The following is a 20,317-nucleotide window of genomic DNA, read 5'->3' as shown; positions in this document are numbered from 1 at the left end:
ATTTTTCTTTTCGAAGATAATGCGAATGAGAAGCGGAAAACGTTCAGTTTGTTTGAAAAATTTTCTATTGGCGCTGCGAATGCGTATATTCGAGCGGACATACGCCGGTTGCGTTTTTGAAAACGCGGCTAAAATACGCGCCGTCGGAATAGCCGACCTTCTCCGCGATTTCGTAGATCATGTACCGGTTCGCATTAAGCAGCTCCTTCGCCCTTTCGATGCGGTAGCTCGTCAAGTAGGCGACAAAGCTCGTGCCGGTTTCGCGCTTGAACAAATAGCTTAGATGATTGCGCGTCATGTGCAGCTGCCTTGCCAGCTCTGAGAACGATAACGGCTCCGCGAAACGGGATTCGATCTGCTCGATTAACTTACGAACGCAATCATGTGACGGACGCTGCTGCGCTTCACGCTGACGAAACTGTTCGAGCAGCGCATTCAAATGATCCTCGACAAGCTGGAGAACGGCTTCTTTGGAGCGGTGCTTGTATATGTCCTGAACGATGGGCAAAAAACGGTTCGCATTCTCGCGCTCCTCCTCCGCCAATTCCAGCGTCAGCCCGCTCATCAGCGAGACGGCGGCAATTTGCGCGACGCCTAGCGGCACCGATTCGCGAAGCAGCGCGCCGCGCATCTCCCGCCACATCTCCGCCGCTTCGCCCCAGCCGCCCTGCCGGAAAGTTCCGCTCAGCAGCCGGATGGCTTTGAGCGGATCGTACGCCATAGAAGCGGCATAGTCGTTTTCGTCATCCGCCGACACGATTCGGTGGTATCCTTCGAAGTCCAGCGACCGAAGCATGTCGCAGCATTGCACATAAGAGGCGCGGTATTGCCCCGCCTTGCCGAACCACCCGCCGATGGCGACATTCAGCTCGATCCCGAGATAACGGGTGACGCTTTCGAGAAACGCCTCGGCCAGTCGCCGCGCTCTCAAGACGGCTTCGCCGGGATCCCCGCTTATCACGAGAAGCGGAAGCCGGTCCTCCACATAGCGGAGCAGAAAACAGCCGCCCGGTATGCCGTCCGCCGCCGCGATCGTCTCCGACACGATATTGGCGACTGAAAACTTGAACAGCTGCCAGTCCCGCTCGCTCGCGAATCTCGCGTCGTCCGTCCGGTACAGCCCGATCGTCACGACGAGGCCGCCGGTCAACAGCTCGTCTTCGAGCTGATGGAAACGCAGCTGCTCCGCCGTCACGACGGCGCCGCCGGTAACGACGAGATCGAATAACAGCTGCTCGCGCAGCAGCGGTATCGAATGCTTCATCTGCCGGGAAAATTCGTCGGCGTATTGCTTCTGCTTCCGGACCGCTTCAAGCTCGCCGATCACTTCGGCGAGCATCTCCTGAATTTCGGTGAACACCGCCGGCTTTAGAATATAGCGGGATACGCTCAGATGAACGGCCTCGCGCGCATATTCGAAATCGTCGTAGCCGCTCAAGATGACGATCGGGACATGCGGATCCTCCCGGCGAATACGGGCGGACAGCTCAAGTCCGTTCATCTGCGGCATCGCCACATCCGTCAGCACGACGTCAGGCCGGTGGCTGCAGTACAATTGCCACGCCTCTTCCCCGTCCGCGGCTGTAAACACTCGGTCGATATGCAGCGCTTCCCAATCGATCATCTCGCGCAATCCATCGATGACATGCTCTTCATCGTCAACCAATAAGATGTTCATCCCGATCATCTCCCCGGTTTATATATCGTTCCAGCTCGTCCGTCGAATCGAAACGCGGCAGCGTAATTTCAACCCGTACGCCTGCGGTGTCGCATCCGGTCAGCTGCACCGTGTATGCCTTTCCGAAATAGAGCTCGATCCGCTGCCTGACATTGCCGATGCCGTAACCGCTAGTCCCGTCCGCGTTCGGAGAGCCGTGCTCCGATCCCTTCCCATTCCAGTCGGCCGGGAGCCCGTAGCCGTTGTCTTCGATAATCAGGCACAAGACCGACTCGCCCCGCAGCTCGGCCGACACTTTCACGACTCCTTGCCGCTCCAGCTGCTTGGGAAATCCGTGAATGATCGCATTTTCGATAAAGGGCTGAAGAATAAGCTTCGGCACGTACAGTTCTTTCAGAGCAGGCTCCGCATAAGACTCATACGTAAACCGGTCCTTGAAACGGGCTTGCTGAATTTGCGCATAAAGCAAGCCGTGCTCCAGCTCGTCGCCGAGCTTTATGAACGTCTTCCCTTTGCTGAGGCTGATGCGGAACAGCTTTGCCAGCTTCGACGCCATCTGGCTGACGTCGTGGGCCCCTTTGCGCGCTGCCATCCAATTGATCATATCAAGCGTATTGTATAAAAAATGCGGATTGATCTGGCTTTGCAGGGCGGCATATTCGGCCTGCCGCTTGGCCCGGTGCTCCTCCCGCAGCTGGGCGAGCAGCTCCTTCAGCTGCGCAGCCATCCGGTTGAAGCTCTGCGACAATTGATTGAATTCGACGATCGGATTTTGCTCCGCCGCTTGCGTGTTGAAATTGCCGCCCTGAATTTGCTTGAAGCCTGCCAGCAGCTCGGGAATCGGCCGAATAATGCGTTTGGATAAATAAGAAGCGGCCGGGAACGACAGCAAAATGCCGAGCAAGCCGATCGCAAGCACGATATTCCGAATCGTTCGAACGCCGCGATATAGTTCGTCGGCGGGAATCATTTCCAAAATACGCCACTGAGCATGATTCGGGGCGGAGAAAAGAATGAGGCTCGAGGTTCCCCCGATTTTGGCGGACTTGTAGCCTTCATCCTGCAGGAGCAGCAGCTCGGTCAGCCATTTCGGTCTCACCGTCGGGTCGAAGCCGCCGTCGTTGCCCGACCCGCTCTGCGAGATCAACCGGCCGCCGCTGTCGAGCAGCACGATCGTGCCCGCCTGACGCTTGCGGTCTTTGAATAAATCGAATACCGTCTCTTCCGCGACATGTATCGCCAAATAACCGCCGACGCCGCCTTTATCCGTAAATATTTTGCTGATATAGGTGACGACCGGCTTTGGATTGTATTGCACGTTCGGTTCCATATGCGACTTCACCCAGAGCGCGTCTGACTGATCGAGCCGGTCCTTGTCTTCCAGCCAAGACATGAGCGATAACGGCAAATTATGCTCCGACGACATTGCGGCCAGTTCGTCGAACCGGTCGCTGTAAATTTGAATGCTTTTGATGGAAGCCTTGGCGAACCAGAACCGGTCGACGATTTGGTTGACTTCTTTCCGTATCGTAATGTTGTCGTAAGGATCCGCCTGTTTGTTCGAGAAGGCCTCGATAATTTTCGGATGCGTCGAAATGGAAAGGGCGGTTTCCTCCACTTCCCGGAAGCGGGCGGTCAGCTGCTTCTGCATTTCCGCTATGAGCTGCAGCCGTGTCTCGCTCGTTTGCTCCGTAATGACGCGGGAAACGCCGAAATAGATGATCGCCGTCGTTATAAGCAGCATAGCTCCGGTAAACAGCACGAATGCAAGAAGAAGCAGCGGCTGCAGCCGCCACTTCCCCGTCCTTTCCATTCGCATCGCAATCAGCCTCCTATGAGGGCAAAGTCTATTCCCTGGGGAAAAAGTCCGGCCGGCCGGCATGTTCCCGCTCCTGTTTTTTCGTACCGGTTGCCGTCCGCTCCGGCAGTACGGCGGGTACACGTTACCGGCGCTTCATCTTCTGCAAAGCGGCTTGCCGTCCGCTCCGGAATTCCAGAGGACACTTTGCGAGACGCAGAATGTCCTCGTTTTCAGCCGAATCCATTCAGCCCCACGTCACGTCAGCCCTTCAACCCGCTTGTGGCGATGCCCTGAACGAAATACTTTTGACACGTCATAAAAATGACAAAGCTTGGAAGCAGAGACAGCACAGACATCGCAAGCATCGGCCCCCATTCGTTTTTGCCGCTGCCGTCAAGGAACAGTCTTAACCCGAGCGGAGCCGTATATTTCTTCACATCATTAATGTATATCAGCTGCCCGAAAAAATCATCCCATGTCCAAATAAAGCTGAATATGGCCGTTGTAATCAGCGCCGGGCCGCACAATGGCATGACGATACGCCAATAAATTTGAAAGGTGCCGCAGCCGTCGATCGTAGCCGCTTCGTCAAGCTCCCGCGGAATACCGCGGATGAACTGGACGAGCAGGAAGATGAAGAACGGCGTACCGCCGAGAAAATGCGGGACGGTCAGCGGCAAATACGTGTTGATCCAATCCAGCTTGTGAAACAGCGCGTATTGCGGAATGAGCGTCACCTGTCCCGGCAGCATCATCGTCATCAGCATGACGCCGAACCATAACGACTTAAGCTTGAACCTCAGCCGGGCAAAAGCGAATGCGACAAGCGACGCGGAGACGATGTTGCCGATAACGACGAGCAGACTGATCAGCGACGAATTGGTGAGAAACGTGCCGAAGTTCATTTTGGGGACGCCGAACCAGCCCGTCTTGTAATTGGAAAATAGCCATTGCTTCGGAAGCAGCGCCTCGGAAGAGAAAATTTCCGCCGTCGGTTTGAACGAGCTGAATACCATCCACAACACCGGATATATCATGACGAGGCAGGAAAGCGCCAGAACGATGTGCAGCATCATTCGCTTCATCCGTCTTCCGCCTATTGTCAAAGCCGTCATCCGTTCCCCTCCTCCGATTCATAATGCACCCACATCTTCGAGGAGCGGAAAATAAGCACCGTCATGGCCCCGACCAGCACCAGCAATATCCACGCGAGCGCCGAAGCGTAGCCCATTTTGAAATAAGTGAACCCTTTCTCGTACAAGTAGATGGAATAGAACAGCGTCGAGTCGAGCGGACCGTTCTTGGAAATGATGAACCCTTGCGTAAAAACCATAAACCCGCCGATCGTCTGCATGACGAGATTGAAAAAGATGACCGGCGACAGCATCGGCACCGTAATTTTTAGGAATTGCTGAAATTTGCCCGCCCCGTCGATCGCGGAAGCTTCGTACAAGTGCTGCGGAATTTGCTTCAGTCCCGCCAGGAAAATGACCATCGAAGAGCCGAATTGCCAAACCGCGAGTATGATGAGCGGGTAGATGGCATAATCCGGATCGCCGAGCCAAATCGGTCCCGAAATGCCGAACAAATCGGACAGCAGCTTGTTAACGGTGCCGAGATCGCCGAAAATTTGCCGCCACATGACGGCGATTGCCACGCTGCCGCCAAGCAGCGACGGCAAATAGTAGACGCTGCGGTACAAGCCGATCGCCCGGATGCCGCGGTTCAACAGCATCGCGACGAGCAGGGCGAACAGCAGCTTGCACGGAACCGAAACGATAACGAAGAAAAAAGTAACCTTCAACGATTGGTAAAACCGGCTGTCCTCTAAAAAGATTTCCTTATAATTCTGCAAGCCGATCCACTGCGGATCCGTCAGCAGATCGAACTTCGTCATGGACAAATACAAGGAGCTGGCGACCGGGCCGATCGTAAACAGCAGCAGCCCGGCCAGCCAAGGAAGCATGAACAAATAAGCGGTGGCGTTCCTCTTAAACGTAATCGCGCGCATACGCACCTCCATTTCCCGATAAACCCGTTATCGATGCCGCGATTGGGACGCCGTTATTTCGCTTTTTCCAATATGTCGTTCGCCTTCTTGATAAATTCTTGAGCGGCTTGCTCCGGCGTTTTCTTATCGAACTGCATTTCCTGGGTCACGGACACCAGCAGATTACGCACCTCGGCGGCCCCCTTCGGCTCAATGACGACCGCCGGCACGGCGATTTTCGTTATTTTATCGATATAGGCGATTTGCTTCTTGTCCGTTTCGCTCAGCTGCGGTTTGATCGCATCGCGGATTTTGGAGGAAATCGGGACGCCCCGGTTTACGCCCTGAATTTTGCCGGCTTCGACATCGTTGGTCAAAAAGTCGATCAGCATCGCCGCCTCCTTCGTATGCTTGCTCTTGCTGTAAACGGACCAATACATCGACGGAATCAAATAGTTGGCTTCCTTCCCGTCCGGCTGCCTCGGCGTGAGCGCCAATTCAAGCGGCCGGTTCGCCATCCCCGAATAAGAAACGTACTGGTTCATCGAGAACATCGTGAACGGGGTTTTGCCGGTCACGATCGGCGATTTTTCGATCGTCCCTCCCGCGAACGAAGCGGTCAATGCGCCCGATGCTACGGTACCCGCCTTGCGCAATTTCGTCCAATAATTGAAATATTCGGTCAGCGCCTGCTCGGTAAATCCGAGTTTGTTGCCGCTGAAGAAGGTCATCCCTTTCTGCCTGACGTACAAATTCAAAATATCGATATTGCCGCTCTCGTCCATCAGAACAATGCCTTCACGGCCGAGCTTGTCCTTAATCTGCTGGCCCATTTTCTCGTAATCGTCCCATGTCGGCTGCTCGGGCAGCTTCACGTTCGCTTTCTCCAGCATCGCGGGATCGTACAGCATCGCGTATGAGCTTATTCCGGCCGGTACCGCGTACAGCTTGCCGTTCAGCTTGCCGGTGCTCAGCGTACTCTCCTCGATGCCGTCGAAGCCGATGCCTTGGCCGGTCAGATCGAGCATCGCCTGCCGGTTCACATAATCGCTCAAATACGCATAGGACATCTGGATGACGTCAGGAGCGTTGCCGCCGCTGATCTGCACGGACAATTTGTCCCAGTATCCGTCCCATCCGGTAAACTCGGGCGTCACTTTAATGTTCGGATATTTTTTCTGAAACAGATCGAGCACCTTGAGCGTCATATCATGCCGGTCCTGGCTGCCCCACCAAAGGATCCGCAGCTCCGTCTGCTCGGTTTTCCCGCCGTCCTTCGCCTCCGGACTTGCCCCGCCCTTATTGTCCGCAGACGCTCCCGGCACTGCACTTGCATCCGGCGACGCCCCTCCGGAGCAGCCGGCGAAAACGACAGCCATAAGCGACAAACTTAACGCGAGCAGCTTGTTTCGTTTACTCATGCTCACACTCTCCTCTTTTTTGATATTGCGGCAGTCCCTTCGCTTATCGTACAGATAACCGGAACCGCTTTCATAGAACTATGGTATAGCCGATGAGCCGCGAATGGAATGTAGAAATGTACGGACCGTTTGCAGAAACGTAAGAATCTCCGAAGAAGCGCCTAGAGTAGACACCAGGCAACGTCTTAAACGCCGATTTTTTCCGGTATATGGATGCATGGCGAAGCCGCAGAGCAAAACGCTCCAAGTATACGTATTCTTTCTCTTTAGGGCTGGACGTATTATAAACGCCAATCGGATTTACAGGTTTAGACGATCGCGCCTTCGCAAAAATCGTTTCAAAAAGGCTATCCCCCGATCCCATTTGACCTTCGGAATAGCCTCTCTTGCGGTAAGCCGAATCGTCTATCGACGACGGCAGTAGCCGGTATTCGGTTTAGTAGGCTGCAGCGATTTATGAACATAGTCGAATTCTTCGTACACCGTCAGAATGACGATCTTGCTCTTCGCATCGTTCTCTCTGATTTTTCCGATCAGTTCCATGCCGTTCATGACAGGCATTTTAATGTCGGTGAGGATCAAATCCGGCTTCTCTCGTTGGTACACTTCCCATGCCTCCTGGCCGTTGGATACATCCGCAACGACCTGCATACCGAACTTTTCCCAGCTAATCGAGTTTTTCATCCCGATTCTGACGAACATTTCGTCTTCTGCGATGACGACCTTGAGCACAGCCCTCACCCCTTTCTTGATTGTATGGCTCGCCTGCCTACTACCATTAGCGCAAAAAATGTCGAAAATTGCAATCTAAAAAAATGAAAAGCCGCCCTCGGAGAAGCGTGAGGGCAGCCTGTCGGTTACCGGAATCCGGTATCGCCTTTAACGGCCGTATAGCTGAACGTATAAGCGCCGGATCCGACGGAGAGACGAACGCCGTCCGCCGTTTCCGCAGCGGAATGAATGCCTTCTTCCGGGAGCTTTCCCAACCCTTTCAAGCTTGCGCCGGGTAAAATGATATCCGCAGCCGCATTCACTGGAATGCGGACGCCGACCTCGACCCGATCGTCGCGAAGTTTCCAGCCCGACTCGATTTGGCCGTAAGGAGATTCCAGAACCGCCTTCGCATGAGAGAGCGCCCCGGCACCGAAGCGCGGATGAATGCGAATGCGTTTGTAAGCGGGGGCCGTTTCATCCATGTCAAGCCCGGCGATATAGCGGTAAAGCCAGTCGCCGATCGCCCCGTAAGCATAGTGGTTGTAGGAATTCATGTCGTCGCTCCAGAACGAACCGTTCGGCTTGATGCCGTCCCAATGTTCCCATATCGTCGTCGCCCCTTTCGTGATGGAATAGAGCCATGAAGGATAGCTCTCCTGCAAAAGCAGTTTGACCGCCGTATCGTGATAGCCATTATCCGATAATACTTGGCACAAATAAGGCGTCCCGACGAAGCCGGTAGTCAGATGGAAGCCGTTGTCGACGACAAGCCGGTTCAGCTCGCGGGCTGCTCTTTGGCGTGCCTTGCCTTCCACCAGCCCGAACATAAGCGCCAGCACGTGAGCGGTTTGCGTCGGCGCGGCTAGCCGCCCGGAGGAGGTGACGAATTCCTCACTGAACTTGGCGATGATGCGGTTCAACAGCTCCCCGTATGTCCGTACGTCTTCCGACCGTTTCAGCACTACGGCCGAGTCACGGACAAGTTTGGTTGAATATGCGAAGAAAGCGGTAGCGATCAAATCTTTAGGGGTCGCTCCGATATAACTGTTTTCTTTGGCATCCAAAGCGAGCCAGTCGCCGTAATGAGGACCCGTGTTCCATAAATATTCGTCCTCGCCCTGATCGCGGATATAGTTCACCCACGCCTTCATGCTTTCATACTGCTCCTCCAGCAAATGCGTGTCTCCGTAGCATAGGTACATCGTCCACGGGCAAATGACCGCCGCGTCGCCCCAAGCCGCCGAGGAATGCGGGCTTTTGCCCATCGTGCCGGAGGTATGATCGGCGAGCACATTCGGAATGACGGACGGGACGCCGCCGTCGGGCCGTTGATCCGCCTTCAGATCGCGCAGCCATTTCGTGAAAAACGGCCCGACGTGATAGTTGAAAGCAGCCGTGCGGATAAACACTTGTGCGTCACCCGTCCAACCGAGACGTTCGTCCCGCTGCGGACAATCCGTAGGCACGTCGAGAAAATTGCCCCGCTGCCCCCATACAATGTTTCGCTGAAGCTGATTTACCATCGGATGCGAGCATTCGAACTCCCCCGTCCGTACCATGTCGGTATGAATGACCTCGCCGACGAAGCTGTCAAGCAGCATGCGATCGTTCGCGGACATTCCTTCCACTTTTACATAGCGGAAGCCCTGAAACGTAAAGCACGGCGCATACGCTTCCGTCCCGCCGCCTTTCGCGATATATTCGACGGTTTGCTTCGCCAGGCGGAGATTGCCGGTATAGAAATTCCCTTCCTTATCCAGCACCTCGGCATGCTGAAGCCTGATGTGCGTTCCGGCGGGGACGTTCACCGACAAGCGGATGCGGCCGACCATGTTTTGTCCCATGTCCAGAACGGTTTCGCCTGAGGGCGTGCGGAGGACGGCTTGCGGGCGAACCGTTTCGATAACGCGAACAGGCCCGTTTTCTTGGGTGACAAGCTGGGTATACGGCAAGCTGCAAACAACCGTACCGCTCCACTCCGATTCGTCATATTCGGCCGCGCACCAGCCTGATTTTTCCAGCCGCGCATCGTATAATTCGCCGTCATAGATTTCGGAAAGCCGGACCGGACCGGTCGACGACCGCCAAGTCGCATCGCTCGCCACTACTTCCTCGCTTCCGTCGTCATACCGGATATGAAGCTGCAGCAGCGCGGCCCGCCGATTGCCGTAATAATCCCGCTTCTCCTTATTCGTCAGCTGTCCCTTGTACCAGCCGTCCCCCACCATGACGCCGATCGCGTTATTACCTGAACGGAGATGCTGCGTCACATCATACGTCTGAACTTGTTGCCGGTTGTTGTAGCTCGTCCATCCGGGCGCCAGCAGTTCGTCGCCGACCCGCTCGCCGTTAAGGAAAGCCTCGTATACCCCTGCGGCGGTTGCGTACAGCCGCGCGGATTGGATGCCGCTCCGCAGCGCGAACCATTTGCGTAGCAGAAAAACCGGTTTCGCATGCGGATCGATTTCAGCCGGATCCGGCGTAATCCAGCTTGCCTTCCATTCCTGGGCCGACAGCAATCCCGTCTCCCACCAAGCCGCACTGCTCCAGCCTGATTCTCGTCCGTGATTGTCCCATACGTTGACTCTATAATAGTAACGGGTTCCGGAACGCAACCCGGGACCGCCGTACGCCACCTGAATCGACTGCTCCGATTCCACACGGCCGGAATCCCAGAGCGGCGCCGCGAAGTCGCCGTCCGTTTCCGTTATCTGTACCCGATAGCCTTGCTGCATCGTGCCTCTCCGCTCCGATATCAGCTTCCAGCCAAAACGCGGACGCGCCCCGTCCGTTCCTAGCGGATTGATACGATAATTGCATGTTAACGCCCCAATTTCCAATTCCGGCATGCTTTTGCAGCCTCCCCATCATTGTTTGTTCAAGCAGCTTGATCATTCGCTTTTCTCATTATATGATTGGGGGAATCGTTCTCCCGCTGGCTTTTCTGACATTTTCCCGAGGCAAAACAGACGAATAGGAATGAGTATATTTACTGACCATGGCCAGAAAGGACGAGCATCATGCCGATTCGAAGGGGAATCCATCTGTATAACGGGGAAAGATTTTTTCGCGGTACCCTGCCCATTTATGTGAATCGCGTAGAGGAATCGTACGAGTCCTCCGAGCATCGCCACGATTTCCTCGAAATCAGCTATGTGAGCGAAGGCACGGGCACGCACCATGTCGGGGACCGGGCTCTCCCCGTAGCCCAAGGGGATATTTTTCTCATTCCGATCGGCATCTCGCACGTATTTCGGCCGGCATCGGCATCCAAGAAGCCTCCGCTCATCATCTATAATCTTGTCATCTCCCTGGATGCGGCGACCAAACTGTTGCATGCGGTTCCCGGCGGAAGCGAGCTGAAGCCGCTGCTCCGTCATACGGAATGCCAGCACTACCGCGATCACTACGGAGAGCTTCAGCGCACCTTCCAGCAAGCGCGTTTCGAGTACGCCTCGGCGCGCGCAGGACGCGAAGCCGCACTTTATACATGTGCCATGAGCATCTTTCTGTTCGTGCATCGTGCAGAGAACGGATTTTTGCATCAGGAAACGAACGTATCGGATAAAATGGAAGCCGTATTCGAATTGGTCGATACTCGCTACTCCGGTCCCCTATCGACCGGCGATATGGCTGCTGTGCTCGGAATCGGGGAACGCCAGTTTCACCGGATGTTCGTGAAGCGAACAGGCACGACCCCGAGAGACTATGTGCAAGCCGTCCGTATCCGCGAAGCATGCCGGCTCCTTCGGATGACCGATCGTAAAGTAAGCGATATCGCCTCCTCCGTAGGGTACCAGGACATGGCCTTTTTCAACGGGCTGTTCCGCAAGCAAACCGGCGTTTCGCCCTCCGCGTACAGAAACCGGTTAGCCGGCTCCTCACCAGGATAAACGCAGATACAAGATAACTCCACAAAGTGACGTGTGGCTTTCGAAGCGCCATTCGGCGTCCTTGGTGCAGGATATACGTTTGCGCGTGCGGGGAGGGACTGGGTATAGCCTGTGGTAACGGAACGTAGGACGGACTTGCGCTGACATGAAAAAGATGAATATGCCATTGGCAATTGGGTGTTAAGAAAAAAGTGTAAGAAAGCGGAAGAAAGCGGAAGAAAGCTTCTCTTTATGATATAATGAGTCAACTTTTGTTGAAAAATGGCAGAACAGGGTGAAGAACGTGACAGCCTCTCTAATTTTCATATTCGGACTCTGGACATATGCTTCTTACCCAAGGTGGGTATGGGGAAATTCATTTTTTGTTCATGACCATTCTCGGACTTACCGCATTGCTCGTGCTGCCGGGCCGGTTGAAGAATCGGGGTAGGGACAATCAGTTCGCAAGCTTCTGAATTCCAATTACGGCTGGCGTATTGTAGGGTGGATTCCAGCCTGCCCTGACGGTAAATGGACATGATGACTCCGATCACGATGATCGGCAGGCCTCATTGAACTACATCCTCCTCCCCTGTCAAGCGCAAGGTGGACAACCACCTTTTGTCTTTCCTTAAACTTTAGCTAATTCACCAACTTCTTCAATTCATCTCTTCCCTTCCTGTACCAACCTGTTTCCATACGTTTGCGGGTGGTGACAGCTATGCTGTGGTACTACCCCGACCAGCTGCGGGAATATTCAACCGAAAAATCCCCCGAAAACTTAGGGCGATTCTCTTCTCTTTTAAGAAACAATTCCAACATCAGATCCTCTTGACCATCTTTTTCGCTACATAAAATTTCTACTGAATACCAGCCTTTATTGATCTTATAAGTGATACAGTTAGAATGAATCGAATCAATAGTTTTAAAATATCCTATCCCTGCTATTTAGCCGCCCCCACTTTGCTTCGAGAATAGGGTCAGGTTCTTGTCGTTCGTCCGCGACAAGAACCTGACCCTTTAAAATCAAAAACCCGCAAGTTATGCGGGTTTGAATCGGACTATGTTCTTGTCGTCCGACATACGTACTTACATTCGATTCGGTAACCATCTGTTCACAAACTGGAAATGGGAAAGGTTCCGAACCTGTCAGGGAAAACCGGAGCATAAAGAAGCCCACTTCACCAAAGGATGCTCAAAGGAAGCAGCCAGCGGTCCGTTGGTCAGTCATTTATTCAAACATTGTCAACAGCTCGGATACCGGCGTACGTGGCTTCGGACGCGGCACTTGACCTTCGTCGAAGTAGCCCATGTGGAGCGTGAAAGCAACAAGTAACATGCCGAAGGCAACGGTTGCTCCCCCCATGTAACGGAATGACTCTCAAAACTTTATGTACTATAGTTAGGAGTAGTACAATATTGCAAGATTAATAAGAAAGCGAGAGTGAAAAAAGTGAATATAAGAGTTGCAAAAGAATTTGACTATCCCGCTTTAAGGAAAATATACTTGGAATCACGCCGTAAAAATTTTTATTGGGCGGATATAGAAGCAATGACTTTAGATGATTTTGATAAGCATACAGAAGGAGAGTATATTATTTTAGCAGAGGAGGATAATCGAATCCTCGGATTTGCTTCTCTCTATTTGCCGGATAACTTTATCCATAATTTATTCGTTCACCCCGATTTCTTCGGTATGGGTGTTGGCGGATTGTTGCTTCATGCCTCTATAGAAAAAATGAATAAACCAATTAGATTGAAGTGCATATCGGAAAATCATGCGGCGATGAAATTTTATGAGCATAAAGGCTGGAAAAAAATCGTTGAAGAAGGTAATCCAACAGAGAAATACTGGGTTATGGAATACAAATAAAAGCATTTGGCGGTATTCTTTCTGTGCCGGATTTAAGGATTCGCCTTCCATCCCGCATTGTTTTCCTCACGTGCGGGAACCGTGCAGGTTTCGCCTTCTGTACTCTTCGGGAGTGATGCCGTTCTGCTTTTTGAAGAAGCGAATGAACGCCATGCTGGAATGATAGCCCGTTTTCTCCGCGATATCCTGAATTTTCATGGCCGGCCTCTGCAGCAGTTCCTTCGCCTTTGCGTTCCGAATGTCCGCGATGTAGTCCGAGAGCGCGATCCCCGTTGTCTGCTTGTAGAACCGCGAGAAGTAGGACGGATTGAAATTGACGTGCCCAGCCAGCGTGGCCAAGGTCAGATCATCCGCAATTTGCGTCTCGATGTAAGCATGGATTTTATCGATTACATCATTCGCATTTACGTTCGCCGCACTCCGCTTGCATTTGAAAATCGTCGATGCAAAGCTACGGAAACAGCCGCCGATCGTCTCCCAAGAACCTTCCTCGCCGGACTGAATGCGCTTATACAGCGTTCGCAGCACATCTAACTCGTCCTGCAGGCCGCAGGCAGCCAAATTCGGGACGTAGACGGCGTTAAGCGCGTGCAAGCATTCGAGCTTATGCATTTGCCCGGTCGCATTGCCAAGCAGGAACGCATTCAGCTCGCCGAACAGCTTGACGAACTCGGCTTCGCGCCCGCTTTCCAGATATTCGCCCAATAGCCGGACTTTGTGCAACTGAAAATAAACCGTGCCCGCTTGTACGGCTGCCTCCTCCGCCTCCGGCTGGGCGGCTTCGGCCTGCTTCCGCTCGATTGCAATCCGAAGCTCGCGGAGCGTGCCGCGGACGGCATCCGACCCGAACGGCACATTGCTCATGGCAACCCCGCCTTCCGCATCGAGCAGCTCCCCGTATGCTTGCTGAACCAGGCTGCGGGCGGCGTCTTCTTCGCAGATCGCATCGATAGCCTTTTCAATCGTCCGGATGATTTTCCGGTCATCCTCAACCTTGAGAATATACTCGAACCCGCCAAGCGACATCGCGCTGCGCACGTATTCAAAGTCGTCGTAAGCCGTCAGAAAGATGACTTTGCAATGCGGCCAGCGGAGCCGGATCTCTTTCAGCAGGTCGATTCCCTCCATGCCTGGCATCTTTATGTCGCAAAGTACGATGTCGATCCGTTCGCTCCGCAAAACATCGAGCGCTTTCGACCCGGAATACGCCTTATAGAGCTTGACTTTTAAATGAGCTGCCTCTTGCAGCAGCCCTTCCAGCCCGTCCGCCACGATCGGCATATCGTCAACGATGAGCAACCTGTACATCGGATTCCTCCTCCTGCCATGGCCTCAGTTTAATTTGCACGTGCAGCCCCCCGAGCAGCGAACGGTTGAACGTGATGCCGCAGTCTTCGCCATAACGCAATTGAATGCGACGGTGAACGTTCGCAATTCCGTTCGAATCGTCAAGCTCACCTGCGTCGCGTTCCAGTATGCCGTTCAATCGGCCGACCATCCGGTCGTCCAGCTTGCTCCCATTATCCTCCACGTGCACGAGCAGAAAGCCCCCATCTCTTTCCATATGAACCCAAAGAAATCCGTTTTCCTCCTGTTTCTCAAATACATGCTTGTACGCGTTCTCAATAATCGGCTGGAGCACGAGCCGAATTATCATTCCGCCTTCGGCCACCCATTCGGGAACCTGGAATTCGACCCGGACCCGATCCCCCAAGCAAACGGTCTGGATATGGACGTAGGTTTGGGCATGTTTGATTTCGAGCGCAAGCGGAATTTCATCCGCCCGATCGCGCGTCACATACTGAAAGTAATTCCCCATGTAGGTACAGAATTGATATGCCCGTTCCGTATCGACCGTCTTGATCAAGCGGCACAGGACAAAAAAACAATTATAAAGGAAATGGGGATTGATCTGCGATTGCAGCCGTTTCAGCTCCGACCGTTGGCTTCGGATTTTCTGCTCGTACACTTCCTGGATCAGGCTCTTCTGCCGATCGACCATATCGTTGAAGCCGCGGTACAAAAAGCCGAATTCGTCTTTCCTGTTTTCCGGCAGCGTCGGGTACGTGTGCGCGTCCCACATTTTGTTGAAGGCGCGGACGATCTTGTTCATCGGACGGCGGATCACGTTGTTGATCGAATACGAGAACAGGACGATGATTAACACGGACGCAGCGGACATGACCCAGAACCAGTTTTTGAGCGTCGTCAGTGCGCCGAGTACATAAGTCTCCGGCGTGAATGTAACCAGATAGGCATTGATCGAGGGCGAAAACCGGTATGAGACGATCATCCGCTGGTTTTCCATGGAAATCGTCGACACTCCGTTCTGCTCTCCCTGTGTCTGGCGCTTCTGTAAAAATTGCTTCAAAGCATCGATATTTGAAGCGCTAACATTTCTTGCTATCGACCAGTCCTGCTTCAAGTTGATCAGCGCCGCGCTCCCTTCGCCGGGCGTAACGACGGTCGACAACATGTCGTCTACTTGCTCGATCGAAAGCTCGATGCCCAGCACGAAAATCGGCTTGCGCTTTGCGTTGGACGGATAATCGAGGCCGAGGAATAATCGGTTGTCCCAATAAATGAGCGGCCCTCCGCTTTTATTCCCTTGCAGCGCCTCCATTTCCGGCATATCGATGCTTGCGTCGTAGCTTGTACTCGAGACGGTTCTGCCGATTAGCGGAATATACGCTTTGGCGTCGGCGATGAACAAACTCGAGTATTTCATCAGGTAGAGTCGCCGCTGTAAAGCGTTGACAAGCTCCAGCCGCTCGTATTCACTGATTTGATCGCCAATCGCGCTGAGCTTCCGCAGGTCCTGGTCGACGACATATTCAGGCATGGAGGCGGAGATTCTATCGATTTCCCGCTCCAGTACGTTCATGAAATAATCGGTGCGCGCTTTGATCGACTCGGTCATCTCGTTCCGGATGCCGTCCGACCCTTTCTTGTTCATGCTAAGCGTTATCAGATACAGCGGCGTGATGACAAGAAAAAACGTAAGAAACAGCTTCAAAAAAATCGAAGGATTTTTCAATTCATGAATGAGCCTCATTTGCGGACCCCCGCCCCGTCTCTATATTGTCTTTATATTTGCATGGTTTCGGCGGATTCCGCAAATGAAACATTTTACAGATGCTTCAAACAAGAATAAGCACCTGCGGCGTCCTTTGGACGCCATGCGTTTACCGAGAAGTCGAGCCACATCCACGATATACTTTCTAAGACTTCAAGGATAAACGGCTTCGCCGTCCTTGAAACTAATAAATTCTGATAGTTTTACAAAAAAGCAAAAATAAGAGGCCTGTCGGCAACCTCTTATACATGCTTCCGTCCTTTTTATTCTTTTACGCTGCCCATAACGATCCCTTTGATAAAAAAGCGCTGCAGGAACGGGTAGACTATTAATATCGGAAAAGCGGCGACGAAAATTTGTGCGGCGGTACTCGTCCGGTCCGACAGCTGCCGCAAAATATCCAGTTCCTCCGAGGAAATGAACCGAAAATCTTTCTTGATGATGATGGTCTGCAGGAAGGTCTGCAGCGGATAATTTTCGGTGCGGTTCATCAGGATAAGACCGTCGAACCAGCTGTTCCAATGCCCTACGATCGTAAACAATCCGATCGTCGCCAAAGCCGGCGTCGATAACGGCAAATAAATGTTAAACAGCGTAACGAAATGGTTCGCTCCGTCTATTTTCGCCGATTCCTCCAGTTCCTTGGGGAGCCCGCGGTAAAAGTTCAACAGCAAAATGACGTTGAAGACCGGCACGGCGCCCGGCAGGACAAGCGCCCAGATCGTATCCATCAGACCGGTCGCCTTGATCGTCATATACCATGGAATCAAACCGCCGCCGAACAGGATCGTGATGACGAAGTACCAAGCATATACGGTGCGGAACTTGAAATGCGACGCCTCTTTCGATAACGGATATGCGGCCAGCACCGTGAGCAGCATGCTGATGGAGGTGCCGAGCGCCACCCGCTTTAGCGTCACCAAGAACGCTGTGAAATATTGCGGCTTGCTCATGATATTTTGATAGGCTACGGTCGTAAACTCGACGGGCCACAGCGTCACTTTCCCGGCAGCGGCCGCAGAACCCGAACTGAAGGACAGAGCCAATATATGGATCATGGGCAAAATGCACATCAAGGAGAGCGCGCCGAGAAACAGGTAGTTGAACACGGTGAATGTCAATCTACCCGGGGTCATTCGGGTTTTCAATGGGCCTCCCCCTTCAGAAAATTCTGTAATTAGCAAATCGGTAAGCCAGGAAATAAGACAAAGAAATAAAGACAAGAGAGACGACGGATTTGAACAGTCCGACAGCCGTTGCGACTCCGTACTGGAACTGTTCCAGACCTAATCTATATACCAGCGTATCGATAATGTCGCCGCTCTCGTAAACTTGCGGGCTGTACAGGTTGAAAACCTGGTCGAAACCGGCGTTCAACACGTTCCCCAGACTCAAAGTCGCCAGCAAAATGATCACGGGCAACATTCCCGGCAGCGTAATATGCCAAGTTTGTTTCCACCGGTTGGCGCCGTCCATTTCGGCGGCTTCGTACAGCGAAGGATTAATGCTTGTCAACGCAGCCAAATAGACGATCGTGCCGAAGCCGAATTCCTTCCACACGTCGGACAGTACGATGACGGCCGGAAACCAGCGATTGTTTCCGAGGAAGTAGATCGGATCGATACCGATGAATTCCAGCGCTTTGTTGACAATCCCGGTCGACGGCGACAAAATATCGATCAGAATGCCGCCAAGCAGCACCCACGACAGGAAGTGCGGCAGATAGACGAGCGTTTGAAACACCCGCTTGAACAATTGTTTGCGAATTTCATTAAGCAGAATGGCCACGATGATAGGCACGATCAATCCGACGATCATTTTCATGATCGCGATGCTGACCGTATTGATCATGATGCGCCCGATATCGGGATATTCGAGGAGCCACTTGAAGTTTTTCCACCCGACCTTCGGAGAATGAAAAATCCCTTTGGCCGGCATAAATTTCTCGAAAGCAATCGTAATGCCGGCCATCGGAATATAGCTGTAAATAAACAGAAGCACCACGCTCGGCAATATCATCAGATGCAAAGGCCATTCCCTTATCCATCGTTTCTTGAGCACTATTCCCACCACCGCATGTCACAGGATAAAAATGGCAGGAGGGATAGCCCTCCCGCCGAGTCAGACCGCTGCCTTACTTTTGCTTCGCGAACCAGTCGTTGACTTCTTGCGTAATTTTTTCGCCGCCGAGGCTCTTCCAGTCGGCCACGAACTTATCGAACTCATCGATGGACACTTGGCCCATGATGATTTTGGTAAATGTCTCTTTTTCCTTCGCGTCCAAAATCGACTTTTTGTCCTGCATCGTCACGGTAGGCGCGCCAAAGAATTCATCCGACTGATACCGTTTTTCCAGCAAGTACTGGTTCATGATCGAGAAGGAACCGCCCGGTTTGGCGATCATCCAGTTCAGCCAGCCTGTCACGTCTCCGTTCTGGTAACGCATCGAGGTTTCATACCGGTTCGTCCAATCCGGATCGCCCTTCAGGAGGCTCTTGTCTTTCGCCTCGATTGCTTTCGGCAGCACGGCGCCGGCTTGCACGTTGCCGTCCTGCGAGAAGAGGCGGATCGGGTTGATTTTGAAGTACAGGTTCCCGGTGTCCTTCAGCCCCTTGCCGTTCATGTACAAGTTCCGCTCATCCGTGATGCCGTTCGAACTGATCTTGACCCATTGGTTCAAAATTTGGATAACGGCTTCCGGGTTCTTGCACTTCTTCGAGATGACGACGTACCCGTTCGCCCCCAGACCAACCTGCGATTTGGCAGGTGTTCCGTCGATCGACGGCAGACCGTATACTTCCCAGTCCTGCGCCTGCTTGCCGTCCTTGATCGCCGCCTTCTCAAGCGGCCATGCGCTCAACCAAAACTCTCCGTAGGCGATCCCGATTTGGTTGCCGGCGACCAGCTCGTTCTCTTTATCGACATCCTTCGTGCCGAACTCCGGATCGATTTGCCCCGCCTTGTACATGTCCTGCAGCTGCTTCAGCGCGGATTTCATTTGCGGCTGGATGCTGCCGTAGACGAGCTTGCCGTTCGCATCCTTCTGCCACGTTTGCGGATAAGCATGGTAGCCGTTGAAGAAACCCGTAAGTCCATAAGTGCCATACAAGTCCTTGTTCAGCGTCATCCCGAACGACTTGCCCGCTCCGCCTCCCGGATTCTGCTTCGTGAATTCCTCGGCAATTTTCAGTAAGTCCTGCATCGTCTTCGGTTCCGGCAGGTTGAGCTTCTTCAGCCAATCCTTGCGCACCCACAAGTAGTGGGACGAGTTGTAAGGGCTGTCCGCGAGCGGAATCGCCATCAGCTTGCCGCCGGATTTCGCCGACTTCATCTGGTTCCCGCCGTCTTTCGTAAACCACGCCTTGGTTTCCGGAGTGGCGTATTTATCGAAAACAGCGCTAATATCCATTATCATGTCAGAGTCGATCAACTGCTGAAGCTGCATCTGGTCGGTTACCGAGAAGAAGTCGGGAATGTCGTTCGACGCGATCATCATGTTGAGCTTCTGCGTAAACTGCTTCGAGTCGGCTACCCACAGGTTTTTGATGCGGACGCCCAAATCTTTCTCATAGGCATCGTAAACGGAATTCTTATCCATCGACTCGCCCGGATCCCACTTGATGTCGGACGGATTCGAGCGAACCGTCGTCAACTCCACGACTTTCTTGGCGGCATCGGACGGCGCGGCCGATGCCGAGGATGAAGGTGAAGCGCTTTGCCCGTCCTTCGAGCCAGAACCGGAGTTACTGCAAGCACTTACAAGAACAAGCGCGCCGCACATGACGCCGAAAGCCGTTGATTTTTGCCATGTTCCCATTTTGAATACCCCCTACTGTGTGTTTGGTCACTCAAGAATCCGCTTTCGTAATGATTATAGGCCTGACATCCGGCG

General features: G+C 53.2%; 14 protein-coding genes. 2 read left to right on the top strand and 12 right to left on the bottom strand.

The window, feature by feature from the left end; translation table 11 throughout:
* Positions 1–64 precede the first annotated feature (64 nt).
* From ACKGJP_RS12320 to ACKGJP_RS12290, 7 genes are all read right to left on the bottom strand, one after another.
* A complete protein-coding gene (locus ACKGJP_RS12320) occupies positions 65–1,678 on the bottom strand; it encodes a response regulator (protein WP_409345928.1) in 1,614 nt (537 codons plus the stop codon).
* The gene (locus ACKGJP_RS12315; protein ID WP_409345927.1) at positions 1,659–3,497 is read right to left on the bottom strand and encodes a sensor histidine kinase; all 1,839 of its coding nucleotides are present in this window, start codon (positions 3,495–3,497) and stop codon (positions 1,659–1,661) included. The genes ACKGJP_RS12320 and ACKGJP_RS12315 overlap by 20 nt, the downstream gene beginning before the upstream one ends.
* A 242-nt stretch (positions 3,498–3,739) precedes the next feature.
* Positions 3,740–4,594, bottom strand: coding sequence for a carbohydrate ABC transporter permease (locus ACKGJP_RS12310; protein WP_409345926.1), 855 nt, complete (start codon positions 4,592–4,594; stop codon positions 3,740–3,742).
* Complete coding sequence (locus ACKGJP_RS12305) at positions 4,591–5,490, bottom strand: carbohydrate ABC transporter permease (RefSeq protein ID WP_409345925.1); 900 nt, start codon at positions 5,488–5,490, stop codon at positions 4,591–4,593. Before ACKGJP_RS12305 ends, ACKGJP_RS12310 begins: the two co-directional genes overlap by 4 nt.
* A 53-nt stretch (positions 5,491–5,543) precedes the next feature.
* Positions 5,544–6,890, bottom strand: a complete 1,347-nt coding sequence (locus ACKGJP_RS12300; RefSeq protein WP_409345924.1) for an ABC transporter substrate-binding protein — start codon at positions 6,888–6,890, stop codon at positions 5,544–5,546.
* A 405-nt stretch (positions 6,891–7,295) separates the two neighbouring features.
* Positions 7,296–7,622 (bottom strand): response regulator, encoded by a 327-nt coding sequence (locus ACKGJP_RS12295; protein ID WP_409345923.1) that lies wholly within the window; start codon positions 7,620–7,622, stop codon positions 7,296–7,298.
* Between the two features lie 125 nt (positions 7,623–7,747).
* Positions 7,748–10,453 carry a family 78 glycoside hydrolase catalytic domain gene (locus tag ACKGJP_RS12290; RefSeq protein WP_409345922.1) on the bottom strand — a complete coding sequence of 902 codons (2,706 nt, stop codon included), beginning with the start codon at positions 10,451–10,453 and terminating at the stop codon, positions 7,748–7,750.
* Between the two features lie 171 nt (positions 10,454–10,624).
* On the opposite strand from ACKGJP_RS12290, the gene ACKGJP_RS12285 reads away from it, so the two are divergent.
* Together ACKGJP_RS12285 and ACKGJP_RS12280 are read left to right on the top strand one after the other, a co-directional pair.
* Positions 10,625–11,497 (top strand): helix-turn-helix domain-containing protein, encoded by an 873-nt coding sequence (locus ACKGJP_RS12285; RefSeq protein ID WP_409345921.1) that lies wholly within the window; start codon positions 10,625–10,627, stop codon positions 11,495–11,497.
* A 1,432-nt stretch (positions 11,498–12,929) separates the two neighbouring features.
* Positions 12,930–13,349, top strand: coding sequence for a GNAT family N-acetyltransferase (locus tag ACKGJP_RS12280; protein ID WP_409347146.1), 420 nt, complete (start codon positions 12,930–12,932; stop codon positions 13,347–13,349).
* Positions 13,350–13,415: 66 nt separating this feature from the next.
* Here ACKGJP_RS12280 and ACKGJP_RS12275 read toward each other — a convergent pair whose 3' ends face one another.
* The 5 genes from ACKGJP_RS12275 to ACKGJP_RS12255 all read right to left on the bottom strand — a co-directional run bounded on the left by ACKGJP_RS12275 (position 13,416) and on the right by ACKGJP_RS12255 (position 20,242).
* Positions 13,416–14,657 (bottom strand): response regulator, encoded by a 1,242-nt coding sequence (locus ACKGJP_RS12275; RefSeq protein WP_409345920.1) that lies wholly within the window; start codon positions 14,655–14,657, stop codon positions 13,416–13,418.
* Positions 14,635–16,404, bottom strand: a complete 1,770-nt coding sequence (locus ACKGJP_RS12270; protein WP_409345919.1) for a sensor histidine kinase — start codon at positions 16,402–16,404, stop codon at positions 14,635–14,637. The genes ACKGJP_RS12275 and ACKGJP_RS12270 overlap by 23 nt, the downstream gene beginning before the upstream one ends.
* 284 nt (positions 16,405–16,688) lie before the next feature.
* Complete coding sequence (locus ACKGJP_RS12265; protein ID WP_409347145.1) at positions 16,689–17,561, bottom strand: carbohydrate ABC transporter permease; 873 nt, start codon at positions 17,559–17,561, stop codon at positions 16,689–16,691.
* Positions 17,562–17,586: 25 nt separating this feature from the next.
* The gene (locus ACKGJP_RS12260; RefSeq protein WP_409345918.1) at positions 17,587–18,486 is read right to left on the bottom strand and encodes an ABC transporter permease; all 900 of its coding nucleotides are present in this window, start codon (positions 18,484–18,486) and stop codon (positions 17,587–17,589) included.
* A 73-nt stretch (positions 18,487–18,559) separates the two neighbouring features.
* Positions 18,560–20,242 (bottom strand): extracellular solute-binding protein, encoded by a 1,683-nt coding sequence (locus tag ACKGJP_RS12255; protein WP_409345917.1) that lies wholly within the window; start codon positions 20,240–20,242, stop codon positions 18,560–18,562.
* Positions 20,243–20,317 lie beyond the last annotated feature (75 nt).

The sequence above is a fragment of the Paenibacillus litoralis genome (assembly GCF_046244365.1).
Taxonomy (GTDB): domain Bacteria; phylum Bacillota; class Bacilli; order Paenibacillales; family NBRC-103111; genus Paenibacillus_V.
The sequence above is the reverse complement of the archived record's forward strand: the minus strand, read 5'-3'. Positions and strand labels throughout refer to the sequence as shown.